General features: G+C 51.1%; 24 protein-coding genes, 1 pseudogene and 1 riboswitch. Of the genes and pseudogenes, 24 read left to right on the top strand and 1 reads right to left on the bottom strand.

Features of this window, described 5'->3' with window-relative positions:
• Positions 1-107 precede the first annotated feature (107 nt).
• The 22 genes and pseudogenes from HPY81_09805 to hslO all read left to right on the top strand — a co-directional run bounded on the left by HPY81_09805 (position 108) and on the right by hslO (position 21,669).
• Positions 108-986 carry a YicC family protein gene (locus tag HPY81_09805; GenBank protein ID NPV27709.1) on the top strand — a complete coding sequence of 293 codons (879 nt, stop codon included), beginning with the start codon at positions 108-110 and terminating at the stop codon, positions 984-986.
• An 88-nt stretch (positions 987-1,074) separates the two neighbouring features.
• Positions 1,075-1,347 carry a DUF370 domain-containing protein gene (locus HPY81_09810; GenBank protein NPV27710.1) on the top strand — a complete coding sequence of 91 codons (273 nt, stop codon included), beginning with the start codon at positions 1,075-1,077 and terminating at the stop codon, positions 1,345-1,347.
• Entirely contained in the window at positions 1,347-1,967 is a 621-nt protein-coding gene (gene gmk, locus HPY81_09815; GenBank protein ID NPV27711.1) for a guanylate kinase, read from the top strand. Before HPY81_09810 ends, gmk begins: the two co-directional genes overlap by 1 nt.
• Positions 1,968-1,991: 24 nt before the next feature.
• The gene (locus tag HPY81_09820; GenBank protein ID NPV27712.1) at positions 1,992-2,198 is read left to right on the top strand and encodes a DNA-directed RNA polymerase subunit omega; all 207 of its coding nucleotides are present in this window, start codon (positions 1,992-1,994) and stop codon (positions 2,196-2,198) included.
• Positions 2,199-2,303: 105 nt separating this feature from the next.
• The gene (coaBC, locus tag HPY81_09825) at positions 2,304-3,494 is read left to right on the top strand and encodes a bifunctional phosphopantothenoylcysteine decarboxylase/phosphopantothenate--cysteine ligase CoaBC (GenBank protein NPV27713.1); all 1,191 of its coding nucleotides are present in this window, start codon (positions 2,304-2,306) and stop codon (positions 3,492-3,494) included.
• 41 nt (positions 3,495-3,535) lie between these two features.
• A pseudogene (locus HPY81_09830) lies at positions 3,536-4,722 on the top strand (methionine adenosyltransferase).
• A gap of 155 nt (positions 4,723-4,877) precedes the next feature.
• On the top strand, positions 4,878-7,139 hold the full coding sequence (gene priA, locus HPY81_09835) for a primosomal protein N' (GenBank protein NPV27714.1): 2,262 nt from the start codon (positions 4,878-4,880) through the stop codon (positions 7,137-7,139).
• 21 nt (positions 7,140-7,160) lie between these two features.
• Positions 7,161-7,610, top strand: coding sequence for a peptide deformylase (def, locus tag HPY81_09840; protein NPV27715.1), 450 nt, complete (start codon positions 7,161-7,163; stop codon positions 7,608-7,610).
• A 47-nt stretch (positions 7,611-7,657) separates the two neighbouring features.
• Complete coding sequence (locus HPY81_09845; GenBank protein NPV27716.1) at positions 7,658-8,608, top strand: methionyl-tRNA formyltransferase; 951 nt, start codon at positions 7,658-7,660, stop codon at positions 8,606-8,608.
• 24 nt (positions 8,609-8,632) lie between these two features.
• Positions 8,633-9,388, top strand: coding sequence for a DUF116 domain-containing protein (locus tag HPY81_09850; GenBank protein NPV27717.1), 756 nt, complete (start codon positions 8,633-8,635; stop codon positions 9,386-9,388).
• A complete protein-coding gene (locus HPY81_09855; protein NPV27718.1) occupies positions 9,354-10,091 on the top strand; it encodes a zinc metallopeptidase in 738 nt (245 codons plus the stop codon). Before HPY81_09850 ends, HPY81_09855 begins: the two co-directional genes overlap by 35 nt.
• A gap of 24 nt (positions 10,092-10,115) precedes the next feature.
• The gene (rsmB, locus tag HPY81_09860) at positions 10,116-11,513 is read left to right on the top strand and encodes a 16S rRNA (cytosine(967)-C(5))-methyltransferase RsmB (GenBank protein NPV27719.1); all 1,398 of its coding nucleotides are present in this window, start codon (positions 10,116-10,118) and stop codon (positions 11,511-11,513) included.
• A gap of 60 nt (positions 11,514-11,573) precedes the next feature.
• Complete coding sequence (gene rlmN / locus HPY81_09865; protein ID NPV27720.1) at positions 11,574-12,656, top strand: 23S rRNA (adenine(2503)-C(2))-methyltransferase RlmN; 1,083 nt, start codon at positions 11,574-11,576, stop codon at positions 12,654-12,656.
• Positions 12,657-12,666: 10 nt separating this feature from the next.
• A complete protein-coding gene (locus tag HPY81_09870) occupies positions 12,667-13,380 on the top strand; it encodes a Stp1/IreP family PP2C-type Ser/Thr phosphatase (protein NPV27721.1) in 714 nt (237 codons plus the stop codon).
• A gap of 50 nt (positions 13,381-13,430) precedes the next feature.
• Positions 13,431-15,299 carry a Stk1 family PASTA domain-containing Ser/Thr kinase gene (gene pknB / locus HPY81_09875; GenBank protein ID NPV27722.1) on the top strand — a complete coding sequence of 623 codons (1,869 nt, stop codon included), beginning with the start codon at positions 13,431-13,433 and terminating at the stop codon, positions 15,297-15,299.
• A gap of 10 nt (positions 15,300-15,309) precedes the next feature.
• Positions 15,310-16,185, top strand: coding sequence for a ribosome small subunit-dependent GTPase A (gene rsgA, locus HPY81_09880; GenBank protein NPV27723.1), 876 nt, complete (start codon positions 15,310-15,312; stop codon positions 16,183-16,185).
• Positions 16,186-16,210: 25 nt separating this feature from the next.
• Positions 16,211-16,870 (top strand): ribulose-phosphate 3-epimerase, encoded by a 660-nt coding sequence (locus HPY81_09885; protein ID NPV27724.1) that lies wholly within the window; start codon positions 16,211-16,213, stop codon positions 16,868-16,870.
• A 54-nt stretch (positions 16,871-16,924) separates the two neighbouring features.
• A riboswitch (FMN riboswitch) is annotated at positions 16,925-17,058 on the top strand.
• A 135-nt stretch (positions 17,059-17,193) separates the two neighbouring features.
• A complete protein-coding gene (ribD, locus tag HPY81_09890) occupies positions 17,194-18,291 on the top strand; it encodes a bifunctional diaminohydroxyphosphoribosylaminopyrimidine deaminase/5-amino-6-(5-phosphoribosylamino)uracil reductase RibD (GenBank protein ID NPV27725.1) in 1,098 nt (365 codons plus the stop codon).
• Between the two features lie 34 nt (positions 18,292-18,325).
• Positions 18,326-18,982: a riboflavin synthase gene (locus tag HPY81_09895; GenBank protein NPV27726.1), complete on the top strand. Its 657-nt coding sequence runs from the start codon at positions 18,326-18,328 to the stop codon at positions 18,980-18,982.
• A gap of 55 nt (positions 18,983-19,037) precedes the next feature.
• Positions 19,038-20,237, top strand: coding sequence for a bifunctional 3,4-dihydroxy-2-butanone-4-phosphate synthase/GTP cyclohydrolase II (locus HPY81_09900; protein NPV27727.1), 1,200 nt, complete (start codon positions 19,038-19,040; stop codon positions 20,235-20,237).
• 67 nt (positions 20,238-20,304) lie between these two features.
• A complete protein-coding gene (locus HPY81_09905) occupies positions 20,305-20,769 on the top strand; it encodes a 6,7-dimethyl-8-ribityllumazine synthase (protein ID NPV27728.1) in 465 nt (154 codons plus the stop codon).
• A gap of 18 nt (positions 20,770-20,787) precedes the next feature.
• Positions 20,788-21,669: an Hsp33 family molecular chaperone HslO gene (hslO, locus tag HPY81_09910; protein NPV27729.1), complete on the top strand. Its 882-nt coding sequence runs from the start codon at positions 20,788-20,790 to the stop codon at positions 21,667-21,669.
• A 163-nt stretch (positions 21,670-21,832) separates the two neighbouring features.
• Here hslO and HPY81_09915 read toward each other — a convergent pair whose 3' ends face one another.
• Positions 21,833-22,021, bottom strand: coding sequence for a 50S ribosomal protein L28 (locus tag HPY81_09915; protein ID NPV27730.1), 189 nt, complete (start codon positions 22,019-22,021; stop codon positions 21,833-21,835).
• Between the two features lie 251 nt (positions 22,022-22,272).
• On the opposite strand from HPY81_09915, the gene HPY81_09920 reads away from it, so the two are divergent.
• Positions 22,273-22,635, top strand: coding sequence for an Asp23/Gls24 family envelope stress response protein (locus HPY81_09920; protein NPV27731.1), 363 nt, complete (start codon positions 22,273-22,275; stop codon positions 22,633-22,635).
• A 12-nt stretch (positions 22,636-22,647) separates the two neighbouring features.
• A complete protein-coding gene (locus tag HPY81_09925; GenBank protein NPV27732.1) occupies positions 22,648-24,288 on the top strand; it encodes a DAK2 domain-containing protein in 1,641 nt (546 codons plus the stop codon).
• Positions 24,289-24,446: the final 158 nt, after the last annotated feature.

Consider the following 24,446-nt stretch of genomic DNA (forward strand, 5'->3'; position numbering starts at 1 on the left):
CTGAGTCCCTAAATTTGGTTATTCTTGTATAGCCTGCCGGTTGATGGAAACAATATGCAGGAGTGGGGCTTAGTGAAGATGATTATCTCTGATTAGGGGGTTGTCCGGTGCCAAGAAGCATGACGGGTTTTGGACGGGCTGAGGTTTGCGGTGAGGGAAAGATTATTGTGGCCGAGATGAAGGCCGTAAACCACCGCTACAGTGAAGTAGTGGTACGGTTGCCGCGGCAGTATTCCCCACTAGAAGAACGAATCCGTCGGGTCATATTGAATAAAGTTTCCCGTGGGCGGATTGATGTTTATTTGAACATTGAAGATGAAAGTGAAAAAAGCCGTTTGGTAAAGGTTGACAAGGCATTAGCGATAGCTTATTATAATTCTTTGAAGGAATTGGCGCAAATACTGGAAATTCCCCTTCAAGTTGGAGTTGACCAGGTAGCAGGTCTGCCGGAGGTGCTCAAGCTCGAGGAACCCGAAAACGACCTGGAGACAATCTGGTCAGTAGCCGAGCCTGCTGTTTCTCTGGCCGTAGAAGAATTGATTTTGATGCGCCAGCAGGAGGGCAAGAAGCTGGGCGAGGATTTAATACATAGATTAAACAAAATTGCACAATTTATTAAGGAAATTGAGGCGCGAGTGCCGTATGTCGTCCAGTCCTATCGTGAACGTTTACAAATGAGGGTCCAAGAACTGCTGGGTGAGACCACGGTTGATGAGGCGCGCCTGGCCATGGAAGTGGCTGTTTTTGCTGAACGCTGCAATATTACCGAAGAGCTGGTTCGGTTGGACAGTCACTTGCACCAATTCCGAGAAACACTGGGACTTGACACGCCGATTGGGCGTAAACTTGAGTTTCTGGTACAGGAAATGGGTCGCGAGATTAATACCATTGGGTCAAAGGCTAATGATTTACCCATTGCTCACCTGGTGGTGGAAGTCAAAAGCGAACTCGAAAAAATCCGCGAGCAAATCCAGAACATTGAATAGTATTCTCACCGCAACCCAGTGTTGGGACAGGCCCAACCTAAATATGCAAGGAGGTGAATCCTGGGAGGAGTGACTTCACCAGGGAAGCATGGAAATTAAACTGATTAACATTGGGTTTGGAAACATTGTTTCGGCCAATCGCATTGTGGCGATTGTTAGCCCGGAATCGGCCCCGATCAAGCGGATCATTCAAGAAGCCCGAGAACGGGGAATGTTGATTGATGCAACTTATGGCCGACGTACTCGAGCGGTTATCATTACCGACAGTGATCACGTTATTTTGTCAGCTGTTCAACCAGAAACGGTTGCCCACCGCCTATCGGCGAAAGAGATTACCCAACAAAACGAGGATGCTGAATAATGTCTGAACGGAAGTTTTGGGCCAGGCCGAGTTGCGGAATTCTGCTGGTATTGTCTGGACCTTCTGGCGCGGGGAAGGGTACTTTATGCAAAGCGCTGCTGCAAAAGTGCCCTGAACTGACGTATTCTATCTCGGTGACTACCCGTTCCCCGAGACCGGGGGAAAATCACGGGGTGAATTATTTCTTTTTGTCTACTGCCGAATTTCAAGATATGGCTGAACGGGGAGAGCTTTTGGAATGGGCCCAGGTTTATGATCATTATTATGGCACACCGCGTAAGTTTGTGGAGGAAACTCTGGCCAGTGGCCGGGATATTATCTTGGAGATTGATATTCAGGGAGCTCGCCAGATTAAAGAGAAGTTCCCAGCGGGGGTATTTGTATTTGTGATGCCTCCTTCCCTGGAGGAACTGGCCGTCCGCATTGTTAAGCGTGGTGCCGATTCAGAAGAAGAGATCCGCAAACGCTTAAGTTGTGCGAGTGATGAACTGAGTCATGTTACTGATTACGATTACGTTGTATTAAATGATGAAGTCACTCGGGCGGTGGAGAAGCTGAAAGCCATCTTAATAGCCGAAAGATGCCGGGTCAGTCGGCAGATTTTCCATCTAACTACATAAGCCAAAGGAGGAATGGAGTCTTCTATGGAGCAACCATCCCTTGAAAGCTTGATGAAGAATGTCGACAGCAAGTACACTTTGGTGGTGGCGGCTGCCAAGAGGGCTCGAATGATCACGGAAGGACATGCACCGCTGGTTACCGTGAAATCGAGCAAGCCAGTTACAATTGCTTTACAGGAAATCGCTGCCAGAAAAATAAAGTATGAGCGAACAAAAAGTGGTATTAAGTAAGTGTTTTAATGGTGGTACTCAGTCCGGCTGTTTCCAGCATGGCACCAGCGGATGAGTACCCTTTCCTATGGGTATGCTGGGAGATCTGCTTTGGAGGGGGAGCAAATGCTGAAAGGGAAGGTAGTACTGGTTGGAGTAACTGGCGGTATTGCTGCCTATAAGATGGTTGACTTGGTCAGCCGACTGAAGAAACTTGGGGCTGACGTTTTTGTCGTGATGACCGAGGCGGCAACCAGGTTTGTGACTCCGCTGGTGATGCGGACAATTTCACAAAACCCGGTCTCAATTGATACGTTTGCCGAAACCAGCACCGGGCCGGTGCAGCATATCGATTTGGCCCAGCGGGCCGATGTGGTGCTGATTGCGCCGGCAACTGCTAACATTGTTGGCAAAATAGCCCATGGAATTGCTGATAACCTGTTGTCTACCCTGGTCATGGCGACGCGGGCCCCTGTCCTGATCGCACCCTCCATGAACGTAAATATGTATGAGAATCCGATTTTTCAGGAAAACCTGGCCAGGTTGCGCCGCCTAGGCTTCCAGATTATAGAACCGGCTTCAGGTCATCTGGCCTGCGGTGATACGGGTAAGGGACGGTTACCCGAGCCGGAAGTAATTATTGAGGCAATTTTGACTACCCTGCATGTAAAACAAGATTTACGGGGGAAAACAGTGCTGGTCACCGCCGGGGCAACCAGAGAGGCTTTGGACCCGGTTCGGTTTATTACCAACCACAGTACCGGAAAGATGGGGTACGCCCTGGCTGAAGCGGCCCGCGACCGTGGAGCACGGGTGATTCTTGTCAGCGGCCCGACCAATTTGGCGCCGCCAGCTAATGTCACTTTTATTCCGGTAACCAGTGCTATCGAGATGTACGAAGCGGTCATGAAACATTTCCCTACCAGCCACATTGTTGTGAAAGCAGCGGCGGTAGCGGATTATCGTCCTAAACGCAGGGCGGAACAGAAAATCAAAAAAGGAGAAGGCAATTTAATTATTGAGCTGGAACGCAACCCAGATATTTTATATGAATTGGGTAAACGCAAAGAACATCAAATTCTGGTTGGTTTTGCGGCTGAGTCGGAAAATGTTATTGAGTACGCTAAGAATAAGATCCAGCAGAAAAACCTTGATTTGATTGTTGCCAACGATATAACTCAAACCGGGGCGGGTTTTGGAGAAGAAACCAACATTGTGACCTTGATTTCCGCGAATGGCCTAATGGTTGACCTGCCAAAACTGAGTAAATATGAGGTTGCGCACCGGATTTTTGATGCTGTAACCGAGTTGATTTAAAGAAATAATGCATTGGACATGAGGAAGGAGGAACCGTTGAATTGGCAAAAAAACTATTCACGTCCGAGTCGGTTACTGAAGGTCACCCTGATAAAATCGCGGACCAAATCTCAGATGCGGTTCTGGATGCCATTCTAGAGCAAGACCCTGACGCCAGAGTGGCTTGTGAAACCCTGGTCACTACCGGCCTGGTCCTGGTGGCTGGGGAAATCACGACCAACTGTTACGTTGACATTCCCCGGTTGGTGCGGGAAACGGTGCGGGAAATTGGCTATACCCGGGCCAAATATGGATTTGACTGTGATACCTGTGCGGTGATCACGTCGATCGATGAACAGTCGCCAGATATTGCCCTGGGGGTTAACCAGGCCCTGGAAGCTAAACAGGGCGAAATGGAAAATGAAATTGAAGCACTTGCGCGGGCGACCAGGGGATGATGTTTGGGTATGCTACGGATGAGACGCCGGAACTGATGCCAATGCCGATTGCCCTGGCCCACCGCTTAGCCCGGCGATTGACAGAGGTACGTAAATCAGGGGAGATCTCATACCTGAGGCCAGATGGGAAAACCCAGGTCACCGTGGAATATGATGACGATCGCCCAGTGAGGATCGATACCATTGTTGTCTCGGCACAACATTCGCCGGAAGTTGATCTGGAAACCATCAAACAGGATATCTTGAATAAGGTTATAAAAGCAGTTGTCCCGGCGGATTTTTTAGACGAACGGACCCGGTATTTTATTAACCCGACCGGTCGTTTCGTTGTCGGGGGTCCCCAGGGTGACTGTGGTCTAACCGGCCGCAAGATCATCGTTGACACATACGGCGGGATGGCCCGCCATGGTGGGGGAGCTTTTTCCGGTAAGGATCCGACAAAAGTTGACCGTTCGGCCAGTTACGCGGCCCGCTACGTGGCCAAGAACATCGTCGCGGCCGGACTGGCTAAACGCTGCGAGGTTCAGTTGGCCTACGCGATTGGGGTAGCCCGTCCGGTATCAATTTCGGTGACCACGTTCGGGACGGGGAAGATCAGTGATGAGCAGATAGTCGAACTGATTAAACGGCATTTTGACCTTCGGCCGGCCGCCATTATTCGCAGTCTCGATTTGCGCCGCCCGATTTACCGCCAGACGGCGGCCTACGGACATTTTGGCCGAAGCGAACTCGATTTGCCATGGGAAAAGACCGATAAAGCCGAGATGCTCCGACGTGATGCTGGATTATAGTGGAGAGGAGAGTGGGATTGAAGCTCACTCTCTTTTATTTAGAAGCAATTGCCTTTTATTGCCTTCATAAATGGATTGGCGTTTGTTATAATTAATTTAAAAATAAAAAGGGGTTTAGACGCACAATAAATAGTCTACAGTTAGGGGGGAGTGGAATGGCGGCTGAGTTTGCAGAAGTGGTTGTTGATGCGCCTTACTCGCGCCTCGACCGGACATTCCACTATGCTATCCCTTCAGCATTGGCTGATCAGTTGCGTCTGGGAGCTCGGGTATGGGTACCTTTCGGCCACCGTCACGTCGAGGGTTTTGTGGTCAATTTAGTTGACCGCTCACCGGTACCTGAGCCAAAGGAAATTTGTCAATTGTTAGACCCTGAGCCGCTTTTCGACCCCGTAATGCTTGAGTTGGCACGCTGGATCGCTTCTTATTATCTCTGTCCTCTGATCAAGGTCTTGAAGTGTTTCCTACCCGCGGGATTGAAAGTGACAGGCCAGGATGTGATTGGACTGGGCATAGAGACAGAGGAGGAGCTGGCTAGCTGGATTGATTACTGGGAAACCATCGATCCTCCGGTTGCCAAGCTTCTAGCCTGGCTCTGGGAAAATGGGGAGACCCCTGTCGGTAAACTCGGGCGGATATTGCCGGCTGGAAGGAAAGACGAACTGCTGGCTGACCTGGTCGAGCGGAGGCTGATCACCCGGCAAACGAACGTGGTTCGCCGCCGGCGGGCGGCGGAAATCGTCTGGCCCTGCAGGCTGGGCGAGTCCGTCCAAGGCGCGCTGATGAAACCCCGCTTGACTGTGGAGCAAGAGAGAGCTCTGCTCCGCATTGCGACTGCCCTTGATCGCGGTGGATACCGGGTGATTAATCTGCACGGGGTAACCGGGAGTGGAAAGACGGAGATCTACCTGCGAGCGATCGAACAGGTCCTTCTTACTGGGCGTCAGGCTATTGTGTTAGTGCCGGAAATATCTTTGACCCCACAAATAGTTGCCCAATTTCGCCAGCGTTTTGGAAGCCAGGTGGCGGTCTTGCACAGTCGCTTGTCAACGGCAGAGAGATATCAAGAGTGGCTGAAAATTCGGACTGGCCAGGTGAGTATCGCCGTTGGGGCACGCTCGGCGATTTTCGCGCCGTTCAATAGACTGGGTCTGATCATTATTGACGAAGAGCACGAAAACTCTTATAAACAGGAGGATGACCCCAAATATCACGCACGGGAAGTTGCCCGGAAACGGGCCGAGTTAGAAAATGTAGTTTTGCTTCTCGGAAGTGCCACGCCATCGCTAGAAAGCTACCGGTCTAGCTTGACCGGTAGCTATGAATTAATTACCCTGAACCAGCGGGTTGAATCCCGTCCACTGCCGCAGGTAATCGTCGTGGATTTGCGAGAGGAAATCAAAGCGGGTAACCGCAGTATCTTCAGTCGAATGCTCCAGGAGAAACTGCACGAGCGGTTGACCCGGGGTGAGCAAACCATCTTGTTTCTGAACCGCCGGGGATTTGCCACCTTTGTCAGCTGTCGTCACTGCGGTTTGGTATTGTGCTGTCCTCGCTGCGGGATTGCCCTGACTTACCACGCAACGGCGTCACAGTTGCGGTGCCATTACTGTAATTACGGGAGGACCATCCCCAGCCGGTGCCCAGCCTGCCACAGTGACTACATTCGACATTTTGGTGTGGGTACGGAACGGGTAGAGGCGGAAGTGGTCCGCCTGTTTCCGCAGGCCAGGGTCATTCGAGTTGATGTGGACACCACGGCCCGGCGGGGAGCGTACGAAGAATACTATCAAGCTTTTCGGCGCGGTGAAGTGGACGTCCTGGTTGGGACTCAGATGGTGGCCAAGGGACTTGACTTTCCGAATGTCACCCTGGTAGGAGTGGTTAGTGCCGATCCAACGCTGAACTTACCTGATTTTCGGGCGGGTGAGCGGACTTTTCAACTTCTGACCCAGGTGGCGGGACGCGCCGGCCGCGGCGAGCGTCCCGGTGAGGTAATTATCCAGACGTATCGCCCGGACCATTACAGTATTGTTACTGCTCAACAACATGATTATGCGACATTTTATGCCGAAGAAATCAAGCACCGGGAAAAGTGGGGTTACCCGCCGTTCCTTCATCTGGTCAGGGTTGTAATGAGTGGCTTTCAGGAAACTGCGGTTCGCCAGGGAGCCGAAATGCTGGGGCGTTATTTAGCGAAATACCTGCCGGAAGGTGGTAATTGCGAAATATTGGGGCCAGCCCCGGCCTTTTTAGAAAGGATTAAAAACCGCTGGCGCTGGCAGATCGTCTTGAAAGGACAAACGGTGGCGATGTTAAGAGAAATAATTCAACTTGCAACCAGTGACTTCGAACAGAATCATCAGCACAAGGGATTGCGGTTGAATATAGACGTAGACCCATTGGGGATGTTATGAATAGAATAAGGAGGCAGAGGCATGGCCGTATACAAAATCGTGGAGATTGGCGATCCAGTCTTGCGGGAAAAGGCAAAACCAGTGCCTAAGATAACACCGAACATCCTAAAACTGCTTGACAATATGGTGGATACAATGCGTCAGGCTCAGGGAGTTGGTCTGGCGGCTCCGCAGATCGGGGTTTCTAAACGGGTGATCGTGGTTGAAGTTGACGGCCAACTGGTTGAAATGATCAACCCCGAGATTGTCGAACAGTCAGGCGAGGAGATTAGCGTTGAGGGGTGTTTGAGCATCCCTGGCGTAGCAGGAGAGGTTAAGCGGGCCTACCGGGTAAAAGCGAGAGGTCTGAACCGGCATGGTCAGCTGGTTGAGGTTGCCGGCCAGGGGATGCTGGCACGGGCCTTACAGCATGAAATTGACCATCTGGACGGGATCCTATTCGTGGATAAAACGATCCGCTTCATGAGGTAGATAGACCATGTGTCACTTATGAATAATAACAGGGCAGGGTGTTTTGGATGCGGTTAGTGTTTATGGGCAGTGCGGAGTTCGCTGTGCCATCCTTAAGAGCAGTGGTGGCGGCCGGCCATGAGGTGGTGGGGGTGGTGACCCAGCCCGACCGTCCCCGTGGCCGGGGGCAGCAAATGGCACCTACACCGGTAAAACAATTAGCGGAACGCCTGCAGCTTCCAGTTTGGCAGCCAAATAAAGTCAGGGCAGAAGACTTTGTCGCCCTGCTGCGTGAAGTAAACCCGGAGCTGATTGTAGTAGTTGCCTTTGGTCAAATCTTATCAAAAGATGTGTTGGATATCCCTAAACTAGGCTGCATTAACGTTCATGCCTCGTTGTTACCCCGCTATCGAGGAGCCGCTCCGATCCATTGGGCGATAATTAATGGCGAGACCAAAACCGGGGTTACCACAATGTATATGACCGAGGAGTTAGATGCCGGAGATATCATCCGGCAGTCGGCGGTAACGATCGGCGACTCGGTCACAGTGGGGGAAGTTCATGACCAGCTGGCCAAGGTAGGGGCTGATTTGCTGGTGCAAACACTGACGGAAATTCAGGCGGGAATTGCTCCCCGTATTCCCCAGGATTCGCACCTGGTCAGTTACGCTCCACCGCTTAAACGAGAACATGAGAAAATCGATTGGCAGTGGTCAGCTACCAGAGTGAAAAACCTGGTGCGCGGCCTTAATCCCTGGCCAGGGGCATATACTTTGGCCGCTGATCAGGAGTTGAAGGTTTGGCAAGCTGAAATCTGGCCAGCAGTCCATGACCAGTCGAGTAAGCATTCTGCTCTACCTGGTGAAGTCGTGGAAATAATCAAAGATCGGGGGTTCGTCGTGCAGACTGGAGGTGGTTTGTTATTAGTGACTGAGGTACAGCCGGCCGGCAAGCAGCGCATGACGGGAGCAGACTTTTGTCGGGGTTATCGGATAAAGCCTGGTTTGCGATTAGGCTAGGGGTAGGGGCTGGGAAGTGAGAATATGTACCCCAAGAAAAGACTATTTGTTGGGCTGATTTGTCTAAGCTTGCTGGTTGTTCTGCTGCTGGTGGGGCTGGTGTGGTATCTTGCGCTTAATCGGTTCAGCCTGATCAATCAGATACTCCTATTGAGTGTAGGGAGTTTATTCTTAATCCTGTTGGGCATGGTAGCGTTTGGAATCGGCGGGATTGTCTTGACTATCTGGTTAGCCAGATCAATCCCTCCGCTGCAGAGTCCGATACGCATTGCCACTAACCTATTGTTTCCCATCGCTTTATACCTGGGTCGCCTTATTAATATTGACCGGGACTTAATCCGCAGTTCATTTATCGAGGTCAATAATCAACTGGTGCGGGCCCGGAAGTACCTGGTGTCACCTGGCAAAGTTTTGTTACTCACACCCCACTGCCTGCAAAAGGCCGATTGCCCAATCAAGATTACGAACAATGTCCAGAATTGCAAACGCTGTGGTGGCTGTTCAATTGGTAGCTTGCTGGAGCTGACCGAGCGTTACGGGGTTAAGCTGGCCGTGGCCACCGGGGGGACTTTTGCCCGAAAGTTCATTAAGGATTATCGTCCCCAGGCTGTCGTCGCCATTGCTTGTGAACGGGACCTCACCAGTGGAATTCAGGACATCAATCCGCTGCCGGTGGTCGGGATCATAAACGAGCGGCCACAAGGGCCGTGTTTTAACACTCAGGTCAATTTAAACCGGGTGGAGAATGCCATCCAATATTTTCTTAAAGGAGGAGATTAGTGTGTTTTTCCCGATTTTGGACTGGACGATCCTGTTGCTGGTTCCAGCGATCCTCTTGAGTTTGTATGCCCAAATGAAGGTACAATCAACGTTTAGTCGTTATTCTCAAGTTTTTTCGTCCCGTGGCTTAACGGGAGCGGTAGTGGCCAGAGAAATTCTCCGTCAGAGCAGAATTTACGATGTGCGGGTGGAACCGGTAGCTGGCACTCTGTCCGACCACTACGATCCGCGAGCTAAAGCCCTGCGGCTATCGGAACCGGTCTATGGTAGCTCCTCGTTGGCGGCGATCGGGGTGGCGGCGCACGAAGCCGGCCATGCGATTCAACACGACGTTGGTTATGTTCCGCTCGGAATTCGCTCGGCCATTGTCCCGATTGCCACCTTTGGTTCAAATTTGGCGATGCCGCTCCTCATCATCGGTCTGATCTTTGGCTCGCCAATGTTGGCCCAAACGGGTGTATTGGCGTTTTCCGCCGTCGTGCTGTTTCAACTGATAACCCTGCCGGTTGAATTTAATGCCAGCAACCGGGCAATTGAAGTCCTGGTTGACGGTGGGTACATTACCCGGGAAGAGGTTGGCCCAACCCGGGCTGTTTTAAACGCTGCTGCCCTGACGTATGTGGCCGCCGCTTTGATGGGTATTCTAAATCTGATCCGTTTACTGATCCTTTCGGGGATGTTCGGGAACCGGGATGATAACTAACGCTAACAATTTGGAGTGATTTTGGTGACCCTAAAGAAACAGTCTAATCAGGGCTCCTACTCCGGGCGGGAAGGAGCCCTGCATGTTTTGGTTAGAGTTGAAGGAGATAAGGCCTATGCTAATCTGGCCTTAGACCAATTTTTACGGTGCCACGCGTTGGAAAGGCTTGAGCGTCATCTGATGACTGAACTTGTCTACGGGGTAGTTCGTTCCTTAAACACACTGGACTGGGTCCTTGAGCAGTTCTTGCGTCAGAAACTGGTCAAGCTTACCCCCTGGATCCGTAATATTTTGCGTCTTGGGGTTTATCAGTTGATTTTTTTAAGCAAGATCCCCCCAGGGGCGGCAGTCAATGAGTCGGTCAAGCTGGCTCGCCGGTATGGACATGCAGGAACAGTCCGTTTAGTTAATGGGGTCTTGCGTAATATCAGCCGGGGCCTGAACAACCTGCCCTGGCCTAACCAGAACGAAGATCCGATTGCTTATCTGGCGATCAGGCATTCGCACCCAAGCTGGTTAGTGGAGCGCTGGTTGACGCGTCTGGGGTTCACCGAGACGGAAGCACTATGTCAAGCTAATAATCAGGCAGCGGGGATCTCGATCCGTTGCAATACGCTGCGGCTGTCACCAGCAGAATTAACGCAGGTTTTACAGCAGGAGGGGGTTAAGGTAGAAGCCAGTAACCTGATCCCGGAGGGGCTAAAGATCGGTGATTTTAGCTCAATCGTGGAATTGAAAAGCTTCGAACAGGGTTTTTTCCAGGTGCAGGATGAAAGCTCGATGCTGGTTAGTTATGTGGTTCGACCAACGCCAGGAAGTTTGGTGATCGATGCCTGCAGTGCTCCTGGGGGGAAAACAACTCACCTGGCCCAATTTATGCAAAACCAGGGGCGGATCCTTGCTTTTGATGTCCATCCCCACAAGCTTGGGTTGGTGGAAAAGAATTGTCAGCGCTTGGGTATTACCAATGTTGTGGTTCAAACGGGTGACGCCCGCGAGTTGCCAGTTGAGTTTAACGGGAAAGCAGACTTTGTGCTGGTTGATGCCCCTTGTTCTGGCCTGGGGGTACTGCGTCGCCGGCCAGACGCCCGATGGCGAAAAGAGCCAACCCAAATCGCTGAGCTGGCTAAAATTCAGCAGCAAATTTTAGACCGGGTGGCGGAATGTGTTCGCCCAGGAGGGGTACTGGTCTACAGCACCTGTACAACTGAACCAGAGGAAAATCAGGGACAGATTCAGGCCTTTCTCTGTCGACATCCAGAATTTACCACTAATGATTTAACGGAGTTGATCCCGTTTCCGTTAACAGGGCGGGATGATCAGGAAACGGCTAAAGCTGGTTGGCTCCAACTGTGGCCGCATCGTCACGGGACGGATGGTTTTTTTGTCAGCCGGCTGGTCAAATCAGAAACATCAGTTTAGAAACTGATGTATACTGGTATTGAAAATCATTTCGCTGTATTATAGAAAAGAGGATACATGATGAATTTATTACCCAACCTGGTTGGAATGTCGCTGGAAGAAATAGAGCAGTATTTGTGCGGACTCGGCGAGCAGCGCTATAGGGCACAGCAGGTTTTCGAGTGGATATACCAGAAGGGAGCCACCTCATTTGCCGAAATGTCTAATTTGCCCCTGGCGCTGCGCACGAGACTGGCCAGCGAAGCTCAACTTATTTTACCCCGAATAATTACCACACGAACTTCCGCAAAAGCGGATACGGTCAAGTACCTGTTAGAATTGAGCGATGGGCAACGGGTTGAGACGGTGTTGATGCGGTACAGCCTGGACCTGGCCCGTGACCGCAAAACGATTTGTGTTTCGTCGCAAGTCGGCTGCCCAATTGGTTGCCCTTTTTGTGCCACTGGCCAGTCTGGATTTGTTCGCAATCTAAGCGTCGGCGAAATTGTTGGACAGGTTTTAACCATCAAACGAGATGAACTGGTGAAGACAGGTTCATCCAAGCGGGAACCAGGAATCACTAATATTGTTTTTATGGGGATGGGCGAACCCTTATTAAATTATACTGCTTTGCTAAAAAGTATTCGCCTGCTCAATCATCCCCGCGGCTTGAATATTGGTATGCGCCGGATCACAGTCTCGACTGCGGGTGTAGTTCCCAGGATTCGGGACCTGGCCATAGAGAATCTGTCAATTACCCTGGCCGTGTCCTTACATGCGGCCAATGATCGGCTGCGCGATCGACTTGTTCCTTTGAATCGGAAATACCCGTTGCGCATGTTAATAACGGCTTGCCGTGAGTACAGTGAACAGACTGGCCGGCGGGTAACCTTTGAATACGCCTTGATTAACGGGGTGAACGATCGGCCAGCGGATGTGGCTGACTTAAGTTGTTTACTAAAAGGTATGCTGGCTAATATAAATGTAATTCCAATTAATCCAATAACCGGCGCTGATTTTGTTCGTTCAACCAGAGTTCGAGACTTTGTTAGAGAACTGAACCAGGCCGGTGTGTCAGCTGTGGTTCGGGAGGAACGGGGAACCGATATTGAAGCAGCATGTGGCCAGTTAAGGGCCAGGCTTGAGCAGGATCCTTCGAAGTGAGGTGGGGGAAATGTTGGCGGAAGCACGAAGTGAGGTTGGTCTGGTTAGGCCAAACAATGAGGACGCCTATCTGATTTGCTTAAACCGGGGATTGTTTGTGGTGGCCGATGGAATGGGGGGCCATGAGGCGGGAGAGGTCGCCAGCCGTCTGGCGATCGATGAAATTAACCGCAAAGTCATTCTCCCTGCTTGCCGGGTGGCCCCAGCCCAGACTTTACACCAAGGCATCCAGGCGGCCAATCAACGCGTGTTTGAGTTTGCCCAGACCAATCCCATGTGTAATGGGATGGGGACAACGGTTACTGCGGCGCTGCTGGTTGACCGGACCATCTACATTGCGCATGTGGGAGATAGTCGTGCTTATCTGGTTAGACCGGATGGACTTCGGCTCTTGACCCAGGATCACTCCCTGGTGGGCGAACTGGTCCGGAATGGGGAGTTAACTGAAAGCGCAGCCATGTTTCACCCCTTTCGTCATGTTCTGACGCGAGCATTGGGGACCAAGAGTGAGATAGAGGTTGATTCCAATGAGGTGTTTGTTCAACCAGGTGATCTCCTGCTTCTGTGTACAGATGGGTTATCTAATTTGATTAATGATCGCGAGATTCATGAGATTATCCGGTCTGCTGTTGACCTGAAAGCGGCAATCAATGAATTAACGAAACTTTCCTTGGAACGGGGCGGTTATGATAACATCACTATCGTTATCGTTCAACTTGACTGAACTCGAACCAGTTTCGTTTGGCGGAAGACTTGCGGAAGAGGTGAGAGATTTTGATTGGAAGAATACTCGGTAACAGATATGAGATCATTGAACAATTGGGTGTTGGCGGCATGGCTCTGGTTTATAAGGCCCGTGATACTCTTCTAGATCGCCTGGTAACGATCAAGATCCTTCGTGATGAATTCACCAGTGATGATGAATTTGTGAAACGCTTTCGACGGGAAGCCCAGGCTGTGGCCAAATTATCTCACCCCAATGTGGTTAGCGTCTATGATGTAGGTAGTGAAGGTTCAATACACTATATTGTCATGGAGTACATTGCGGGACGGACCTTGAAGGAGTTGATAAAAGAAAAAGCGCCGCTGCCCCCGAAACAGGCAGTAGAAATCGCCCGACAGATTTGCGAGGCCCTAGAACACGCGCATGAAAATGGGATTGTTCACCGTGATATCAAACCACACAATATTTTGCTCACTAGAGATGGCCGGGTCAAGGTAACTGATTTCGGTATTGCTCGGGCTGCTTCGGCTGCTACGGTGACGCAAACGGGGACGATCGTTGGCTCAGTCCACTATTTTTCGCCGGAACAGGCTAAGGGAGAGGTTGTTGGCATTAAGTCTGACCTATATTCGGTTGGGGCGGTCCTCTATGAGATGATGACCGGTCGGGTACCGTTTGAAGGGGAGAGTCCGATCGCGGTTGCTCTCAAGCATCTACAGACGCCGGTATTGCCGCCGCGTCAGCTCAACCCTAGTATTCCAGTTAATCTCGAACAAGTAATCCTCAAGGCTATGGCGAAGGAGCCAGGGATTCGTTTTCGCACGGCGCGAGAAATGTCCAGGGCTTTACAGGATGCCATGGAGGGAAAGAGTATCCCGATGATTTATACGGATGACGACGCCCCGACCCAGGTGATGCCAGCGATTAGATTTAGTACGGGGGATTTTGACATGAATCCTGAGCAGCCAAGAAAGCGGGAAAAACGCAAAATGCGACCGATCATCAAAGTGTTTTTAGTGGTTGCGATTCTAGGACTGCTCTCTGGCATGGTCTTTGGTGCTCGTCACCTGCTGATCGTGCCAACGTTAGAGGTACCCAATGTGGCCGGAAAGACGGTTAATGAGGCCATAGCGACTCTGGCCGCTGTTGGCCTGGAGTCCAGAGTCGTCAGCTCGGAAAATAATCCAACTGTACCCAAAGACCACGTGGTTCGGACTGAGCCACCAGCGGGTCAGGTAGTGAAGAAAAACCGGGTGATTGGGCTGGTGGTTAGCCAGGGGGCGAAGACGGAGACGGTTCCGAATGTTAAAGGGCGTACTGTCGCTGAAGCTTCAATCATCTTGCGCAACGCAGGGTTTGATGTTGGAACTGTTGAACCTATTTATGATGCGCAAGCACCGAAAGATTTGATTGTCAGCCAGGAGCCAGTCGCCGATTTACCGGCTCCGCTGGGGACTAAGGTCAAACTGTTAGTTAGCAAAGGGCCACCGCCACAGAATGTGGGTATGCCTAACCTGATTGGTCTCTATCTGGAAGAGGCGAAACAAAAATTGGAAGCTGCCGGTCTCACCTTAGGGGTGGTTAATGATAGAACAAGTGGTGAATATTTCGCAAGACAGGTTATTGAACAAGATACCCCACCAGGCACACAGATTGAACAGGGAATGGTGGTCAATCTGGTGGTTAGTAAGGGACCCGGTCCGGCGCCCAAAACTGCTCCAGTGTCGGTGATAGTGCCGGCCACCGGAACCGAACACCAGGTCATCATCGTGGTGGAAGATTTAAAAGGTACCAGGGAAGAATACATTCGGAACCATAAACCGGGTGATGTGGTAACCGAAAACATTCGTTATTACGGAAGAGGTAAGATCCGCGTCTTAATTGATGGCCAAACGGTCAGAGAAAAACAGGTGCAGTAGGGAGGGTTTTATGCAGGAAGGGGTAGTAATCCGGGGATATAGTGGATTTTACTACGTCCAGGTTAACGATGCCATCTGGGAATGTTCTTTAAGAGGACGGCTGCGGCAGAACAGGCAAAAGGTCCTACCTGGTGACCGGGTCAAAGTGACCTGGCTGAAAAAAGACAAAGGAGTAGTGGAAGAGGTTTTGCCCAGGCGTTCTGAGTTAATACGTCCTCCGATCGCCAATGTTGACCAGGTGGTGATCGTCATGGCCCTGAGCAACCCTGAACCAAATTTGAAATTGTTGGATCGTTTACTGATCTTGGTTGAGCACGAGCAAGTCAAGCCGGTAATTTGCCTGAGCAAGGCTGATTTAGTGAACCCGACGAAAATTGCGCCACTGGAAAGAGTGTACCAGGAAACGGGTTATCCAGTTGTGGTTACCAGTGCTACTGAAGGTAGGGGTTTAGAGGCTCTCCGCGAACATCTGACGGAGAAAATATCGGTTCTGGCTGGACCATCAGGAGTCGGCAAATCGACTTTGCTCAACGCCATTCAACCGGGTCTGTCCTTGAAAACCGCCCCGGTAAGTCCAAAAATCGGCCGGGGAAGGCATACCACCAGGCACGTGGAGCTACTGCCACTTACATGCGGTGGATTGGTGGCGGATACACCCGGCTTTAGTATCCTCAGTCTTCCCAAGATGAAGAGGGAAGAGCTTGTTGGCTATTTCCCGGATCTGTCCAGGTACGTGGCCAGGTGCCGATTTTCGTCTTGCCTGCACGCTCAGGAGCCGGATTGTGCCGTAAAACAAGCTTTGGCTGAGGGGAAAATTGATACCAATCGCTACCGCCACTATCTGGAATTCCTGGCAGAAGTAATTGCCAGCGAGCAAAGATATTAAATGGATAATGCAAGGAGAGAATGAAATGATCAAACTGGCACCATCGATTCTTTCTGCCGATTTTGGTTGCTTACGAGACCAGGTAGCGTTGGTGGAAAGAGCAGGCGCAGATTATCTGCATATCGATGTGATGGACGGGCACTTTGTCCCCAACATTACCATCGGGCCAGGAGTGGTGAGGGCGTTGCGCCCATACTCTAACTTGTTTTTCGATGTGCACCTGATGATTGAGTCGCCCAATTGTTATATTGCAGACTTTGTTGAAGCAGGAGCGGACTTACTATGCGTCCATGTGGAGACCTGTTACCACCTGCATCGGGTGATCCAGGAGATTAAGGCGCATGGAATCAAGGCCGGAGTGGCCTTGAATCCAGCAACACCTCTGGTCATGGTTGAACCGGTTCTGGAAGAGGTCGACTTGGTGCTGCTGATGACCGTGAACCCAGGTTTTGGTGGACAGGCTTTTATCCCTGCTGTATGCCGAAAGGTGGCAGAACTCCGACGGTGGCTGGATGACCGCGGGCTTACCATTGACCTGGAGGTTGACGGGGGAGTCAATCAGGAGACAGCGAGGCTGGCTGTTCAGTCGGGAGCAAACGTGCTGGTCGCCGGCTCGGCGATTTTTGGGGCCCCTGATGTGGCCCAGGCTCTCAGAGACCTGCGTTTGGTTGCTATCAAAGATTGACGGTCATATGAGGTAGGTGTATAATAAACCTAACCAAAGATGGACAATTTGATAGAAGTCCTTCGGGGACCGGTGAAATTCCGTACCGGCGGTGAAGCCATTAGGTTAGCCCGCGAGCCGCCCGCAAGGCGGCAGATCTGGTGTAAATCCAGAGCCGACAGTGACAGTCTGGATGGGAGAAGGATGGGAACTAGCGACCTGAGGGGGTTTATGCGCCCTCCGCCAGGATACTTGTTGCCGGTTTTGTTCTTTGTTGCCATGGTCCCGAGAAGGAATTTCGGGATTTTTTATTTAGCAGCGAATCCTGTTGATGGGGGGAAGATATGTCTATCTTTGCAGACTATGAGTACATGGGGCGGGCGCTGGAACTAGCCCGGTTGGCTGAAGGAAGAACCAGCCCGAATCCGATGGTCGGTGCGGTGCTGGTCAAGGATGGACAAATCGTGGGGGAAGGTTACCACCAGAAGGCTGGTACTCCCCATGCCGAGGTGCACGCCCTGCGGCAGGCGGGTGACAGGGCGAGAGGGGCCACCCTATACGTTAATCTCGAGCCATGTTCGCACTATGGGCGAACCCCACCATGTGCAGAGGCCTTGATTCAGGCGGGAGTAGCCCGGGTGGTGGCGGCCATGACCGACCCTAACCCGTTGGTCGCCGGGAGAGGAATGAAACTTCTTGCGGCAGCTGGAATTAAGACTGAAGTAGGTTTGCGGGCCGCGGAAGCCCAGCGCTTGAACGAAGTATTTATTAAATATATCACTAGCCGGCGGCCCTTTGTCGTATTGAAAACCGCCATGACCTGGGATGGTAAGATCGCGACAAGCACCGGCCAGTCTCGCTGGGTGACTGGTTCGGCGGCCCGGACCTACGTTCACCGGTTGCGCAATATCTATGATGGTATTATGGTGGGAATCGGCACGGTTTTAGCTGATGACCCTCAGTTAACCGTTCGTCTGGAGGGAATACCTACCCGAAACCCAGTCCGCATTGTGGTGGACAGTCGCTTGCGCGTCCCGCTCCAGGCCCAGGTGGTCAATCAACTCTCTAACGCCCGGACAATCATCGCCACGACTGAGCAGGCCCCGCGGGAAAAAATCACTGAACTGGAGCAACGGGGGGTGGAGGTACTAGTAGTCGAGGGCCGGGAGCGAGTTGATCTGAACCAATTGATGTTAAGGTTGGGAGAACGGGACATCTGCAGTATCCTGCTCGAAGGCGGCGCCACCTTGAATGCTGCGGCCCTGGAGGCGGGTATTGTCGATAAGGTCTTGAATTTTATTGCTCCTAAAATAATCGGGGGAGCGATGGCCCCAACGCCTGTTGGCGGGGTGGGCAAACAAGTGATGAACGATGCTTGGTGTTTGAATAATTGTAGCGTGGACAGGATCGGCGAAGATTTTTTGTTAACCGGATATTTATAAGAGTAAGAGCCAGAATGGCAGGTGAAAAAAGACAATGTTTACGGGGATTATTGAAGAACTGGGGCGGCTGCGCGAAATGGTTCGGGGTCCCCAATCGGCCCGGCTGGTTCTCGAAGGACAAGTAGTCCTCGAGGGAACTAAACTTGGTGACAGCATCGCGGTCAACGGGGTCTGCCTGACCGTGACTGAATTAAAGGGGAATACCTTTGCGGTGGACGTGATGGCTGAGACGCTGAATAAAACCAATCTGGCTGAACTGACGGTTGGCGAGCGAGTTAACCTGGAACGGGCTCTGCGGGTAGGTGACCGGCTCGGTGGCCATATTGTCAGCGGCCATATTGACGGAGTGGGGACGATCGTTCGGGAGGAACACCTGGACATTGCCAAAATCGTGGAGATTGAGGCACCGCCGGCAGTCTTGAAATACGTGGTGGAGAAGGGTTCAATCGCGATTGATGGAGTTAGTCTGACGGTGGTCAAAGTAACTGACCGGACGTTCTTGGTTTCCCTGATCCCGCACACGGCTCACCTGACAACACTGGGATTTAAACAAACCGGGAGGCGGGTAAATCTGGAAGCCGATGTAATCGGCAAATATGTCGAACGGTTATTGAACTGGCGGGAACCAGCCAATGGCCAAGGGGAGGGTAAAATAACCTGGGAGTTTTTGGCCAGTCATGGCTTTCTATAATTATTAATTTTGACAATTTTGACTCCAATAACAACCAACGGAGGTGTAAAAAGCGATGAAGTTGAATACCATTGAAGAGGTGATTCAAGATATTAAGGAAGGCAAGATGATCATCGTGGTCGATGATGAGGACCGCGAGAATGAGGGTGACTTGCTCATGGCGGCTGAAAAGGTCACCCCTGAGGCGATCAATTTCATGGCTACTTATGGGCGGGGCCTGATCTGTATGCCCATTATTGGTCAGCGACTGGATGAATTAGAGATCAAAGATATGGTGGTCCAGAACAACGATTATCTGGGGACGGCCTTCACCGTTTCCATCGATGCGATGGAAACCACGACGGGCATCTCGGCTTTTGAGCGGGCGATGACGGTGCAAAAGGTTCTTGACCCCAAAACCACGCCAGCTGATCTGCGCCGGCCCGGCCACATTTTTCCGCTCAGGTATAAAGAGGGTGGAGTTTTACGCCGGGCGGGGCACACCGAGGCCGCTGTTGATTTGGCCAAGCTGGCGGGGTTATACCCGGCTGGGGTCATCTGTGAAATCATGAATGATGACGGAACCATGGCTCGTTTACCCCAGCTTTGTGAGTTCGCGGCCAAACACGGCCTGAAGATCGCCTCCATTGCTGATTTGATTGAGTACCGCCGGCGTACGGAGAAACTGGTTCGACGGGTAGCTACTACCAAACTACCTACCAAGTATGGAGAGTTTACAGCGATCGCTTATGAAAATGCCCTCGACAATCAAGGGCACCTGGCGCTTGTTAAGGGGGATATCAGTAAGCAGGATACTGTTTTGGTCCGGGTGCACTCTGAGTGTCTGACCGGTGATGTCTTTGGTTCCTGTCGTTGTGACTGTGGAGACCAACTGGCTACGGCTTTGCGGATGATCGAGAAGGAAGGGGCAGGAGTGTTGCTCTACATGCGCCAGGAAGGGCGCGGGATTGGTTTGGTGAACAAGATCCGGGCGTACAAACTGCAAGACGAAGGGAAAGACACCGTGGAGGCCAATGAGATCCTTGGTTTCCCCCCTGATTTACGCGACTATGGAATCGGAGCGCAGATTCTGGTTGACCTGGGTGTCCGTAAGATGAGGCTAATGACTAACAACCCGCGGAAACTGGCAGGACTGGAAGGGTACGGGCTGCAAATTGTGGAACGGGTCCCGATCGAGATTAAACCCAAGCTGGAAAATCAACGTTATTTAAAGACCAAGAAGGAAAAACTCGGGCACTTGCTGGCCTCGATTTAGTCCCATTGCTCGAATAGTAATACAATAACAACATTCGAAACGTATTAAAACTGGAGGTCAAACAATCATGCCAAAAACGTACGAAGGAAAACTGATTGCGGAAGGTCTAAAATTTGGGTTGGTGGTCGGCCGCTTTAATGAGTTTATCACTTCTAAGTTATTGAGCGGGGCTCTGGATGCTTTAGAGCGGCATGGGGCGTCAAGTGAAAATATCGAGATCGCCTGGGTGCCAGGGGCGTTCGAAATTCCGCTGGTTGCCCAGCGCATGGTCCAGAAAAATTACGATGCGGTTATCTGCCTGGGGGCGGTGATCCGCGGCGCTACCCCGCACTTTGAATACGTGGCGGCGGAAGTGACAAAAGGGATTGCCCAGGTTGGCTTGCAAACTGGGAAGCCAGTGGTTTATGGCGTGATTACGGCGGATACCATTGAGCAAGCGATTGAGCGAGCGGGAACCAAAGCGGGAAATAAAGGATGGGATGCAGCGGTTACCGCCATAGAAATGGCCAACCTACTGCACGAATTAGGCTAACTGGGAAAGGATGAGGAAATGGATTATTTACTTCGGGTTACCGCTGCCCAGGGGATGATTCGGGCGTTTGGGGCGATAACCACCCAGGCGGTGGAAAAGGCTCGTCAGCGCCACGGTACTTATCCAACTGCTACTGCGGCCTTAGGGCGAGCCCTAACCGCTGCCGCTTTGTTGGGGATGAACCTAAAAGGGAAAGATACCCTGACCCTACGGATCAAAGGGAATGGCCCCCTGGGAAGTGTGGTGGTGGTAGCTGATGCTGAAGGAAGAGTCAGGGGCTATGTTCAAGAACCACAGCTCGACCTGCCGCTAACTCCCAATGGCAAACTGGATGTTGGTGGAGCAATTGGCCGAGAAGGGTTTCTTTTTCTGACCAAAGACCTGGGGCTCAAAGAACCGTACACGGGAAGCAGCCCCCTGGTCACCGGCGAAATTGCTGAGGACCTAACTAATTATCTGGCCATCTCAGAACAAACTCCATCTGCTGTTGCTCTAGGGGTTCTGCTCAATCCTGACCAGTCGGTTCGCGCTGCGGGTGGCTATATTGTTCAATTGCTGCCTGGGGCAGTGGAAGAGATAATCAACCGCCTGGAGCAAAACTTGAGCGGGATTGCTCCGGTCAGCCATTTGGTAGATCAGGGACGTACTATGGAAGAAATTCTGGCGGAAGTTTTAGCGGGCTTATCTATGCGGGTTCACGAACGACAGCCAGTCAGTTTTGCCTGCCCTTGTTCCAAAGAGCGGCTGGAAGAAATAATGCTGAGCCTGGGGGCCGAGGAACTAAACCAGATTCTGACTGAACGGGGCCAGGTGGAAGTACGCTGCCATTTTTGTAATGAGTTTTATCACTTCAGTACGGATGAACTCCGTGGGTTGATCGCTAGCCTGAAAAGCGAATAGGTTTTAGGATTTCTTAGAAGTGTATATGGGTTAAAGGGGTAAAGAAAACAATTAAAGATTTTCTTTACCCCTAAAATTTACCGATTCCCTTAGATATTTAATCGTTTTCCTAATCATCATTTTCCGAATTCGTAGTGTTGTTTTGAAAAAGGTGGAACCAAGGCTAGATGGCTCGCTGCACCTTCCCTGATTTTAAACACCGTGTACAAACTTTAATCTTCTTCGGAGTGCCCTCAACCAGGGTCTTTACTGTTTGAATATTTGGGGACCAGGTTCGTTTGGTTCGAATATGAGAGTGGCTCACCTGCATACCCGTGGCCACACCTTTACCGCAGACAGCACACTTAACCATTACTTCCACCTCCTTTATCGTGAGCACGTCATTTATCCTGATTAAACTTTGGGATAACTGGTAAAATAGTTAAGAAAAATTACTTTTCTAATTTTAACAAAAATCAGGGCCTTTGGCAAGATTGTGGAAAATTTTGCGGTTTGGCAGGAATAAATTGACCAGTGTGGAAATTATTCTATCGATTTGAGCAAGTTACCATACTTGGAAGAGCCCAGCAATTTATCTTGGTTAGTGCCGAAAAGGAGGTAAAGATGACCAGAACTATTGTTAATGAATTGGGGACGATTACTATTTCTGAAGATGTGATCGCGACGATTGCTGGCCTGGCGGCAGTGGAAAGCTATGGTCTGGTTGGTATGTCTTCCCGGAAGCTCACCGACGGGATAGTGGAGTTGTTAGGGCGGGAGTCACTGGGTAAGGGAGTGGAAATTGGCGAAGAGAATGGTCAGCTCCATATTGATGTGCATATCATTGTCAGTTACGGGATCAAGATTTCAGAAGTAGCGCAAAACGTAATTAACCAGGTGCGCTACGCTGTGGAGACAATGACAGGGTTAAAAGTAGCCAGGGTAAATGTCAATGTCCGCGGCGTTAAATTGACGGCTAGAAAATAAGGGGGAATATGGTTGGAGTTACAGAAGATTGACGGCCTGACTCTACGGCAGATGCTGTGGAGCGGTGGACGTTTACTAGAGGAGAATAAGGCAGCGGTTAACGCCTTGAACGTATTCCCAGTACCCGATGGTGACACTGGCACCAACATGTGTTTAACAATGGCTCAGGCCATCAAAGAGACAGAAAAACTAAGCGTACTTTCCGTGAGCAAGGTGTGTGAGGCGGCCTCCGCCGGCTCCTTGATGGGGGCGCGAGGTAATTCTGGGGTGATTCTGTCTCAGCTCTTACGTGGGTTTGCCAAAGAAGTAGAGGGAAAAGAGACCCTGAACGCCAGAGAGTTCGCGGTGGCTTTGCAAGCAGCGGTTTCTACCGCCTATCAGGCGGTCATCAAACCCGTGGAAGGGACGATTTTAACGGTTGCCCGCGAGGCGGCGAAAGCAGCGGGGGAAGCGGCTCGTCGTGGTGTTGATGTGGTGGGGGTTTTGGATGCGGCCATTACTAAAGGTGAACAGACTCTGAACCGGACGCCAGAGATGCTCCCAGTTCTCAAGCGAGCAGGTGTGGTTGATGCGGGAGGGCAGGGTTTAATGCTGATCTTAAAGGGAGCCAAACAAGCCCTGCTTGGGGAAGATGCCCGTCTGCCAGTTGTCAAGGATATTGCACCAAAGCTTGTTGAGGCACCAATTCCTACCAAACCGGTGACTGAAGAAATGGCGTTTCAATACTGTACAGAGGTAATTATCAAGGGGCAGCAGCTTCCTCTGGAAAAGATGCAGGTGGACTTAAGCCGGTTTGGCGACAGCTTACTGGTGGTGGGGACGAGTGAAATGATCAAGGTTCATGTTCATACCAATCATCCGGGGCAAGTTCTGGAGTACTGTTTGAGCAGGGGGACTTTGCATCAGGTTAAAGTTGATAATATGCAGGAACAGCACCGAGAGTTTTTGAACGATCAAATGGTTCCGCTTAAATCAGCCGGGACGGCTGAACGGCAGAAATTGATCGGCCTGGTGGCAGTAGCCGTGGGGGACGGATTAATTGAGCTCTTAAGGAGTTTGGGGGTTGACCAGATCGTTGAAGGTGGTCAAACGATGAACCCGAGTACGGAAGAAATAGTTTCCGCAGTGAATCAGGTGACCGCTGATAAAGTCATCGTACTGCCCAATAACAATAACATTGTTTTAGCGGCTGAACAGGCCAGGTCGTTAGTGAATAAGGAAGTTGTTATTGTTCCCACTAAGAGTATTCTGCAGGGAATCGCTGCCTTGATTGCGTTTGACCCAGAAGCCGAACTGGACGACAATTATCGAATGATGCTGGATAGCATCAAGCAGATCAAGTCAGGGGAGATTACTTACGCGGTACGTGACTGTCAGATCGGGGACTTGGTGATTAACACTGGTGACATCCTTGGGATGGTTGACGGGGAAATCGCGGTAGTTGATGGAGATGTTTCAGAAGCGGCCAGGACCCTAATCAGTAAAATGGTTGATGAGAGCAGTGAGATGATTACTATTTATTATGGTCAGAATGTTCTGCTGGAAGACGCCCAGGAACTGAAGCGCACTGTCCAGGCGGACTTTCCAGACTGTGAGGTGGAGCTGCATTACGGAGGCCAGCCATTATATTATTATCTGATTTCAGCAGAATAGGGGCGCCAAGAGGCGTCCCTAAATACATAAATGAGCCTTTTGCAATTTTCCAACACTTGATTTACTAAGGATTTTAGGGCCATAAAAAAGGACTTCACCCCAATTTGGAGAAGTTTTCAAGTAACCAAACCGAAAACCCCATAAAGGAGTGAAGTCAC

This window comes from Bacillota bacterium (assembly GCA_013178045.1).
Taxonomy (GTDB): domain Bacteria; phylum Bacillota; class Ch66; order Ch66; family Ch66; genus Ch66.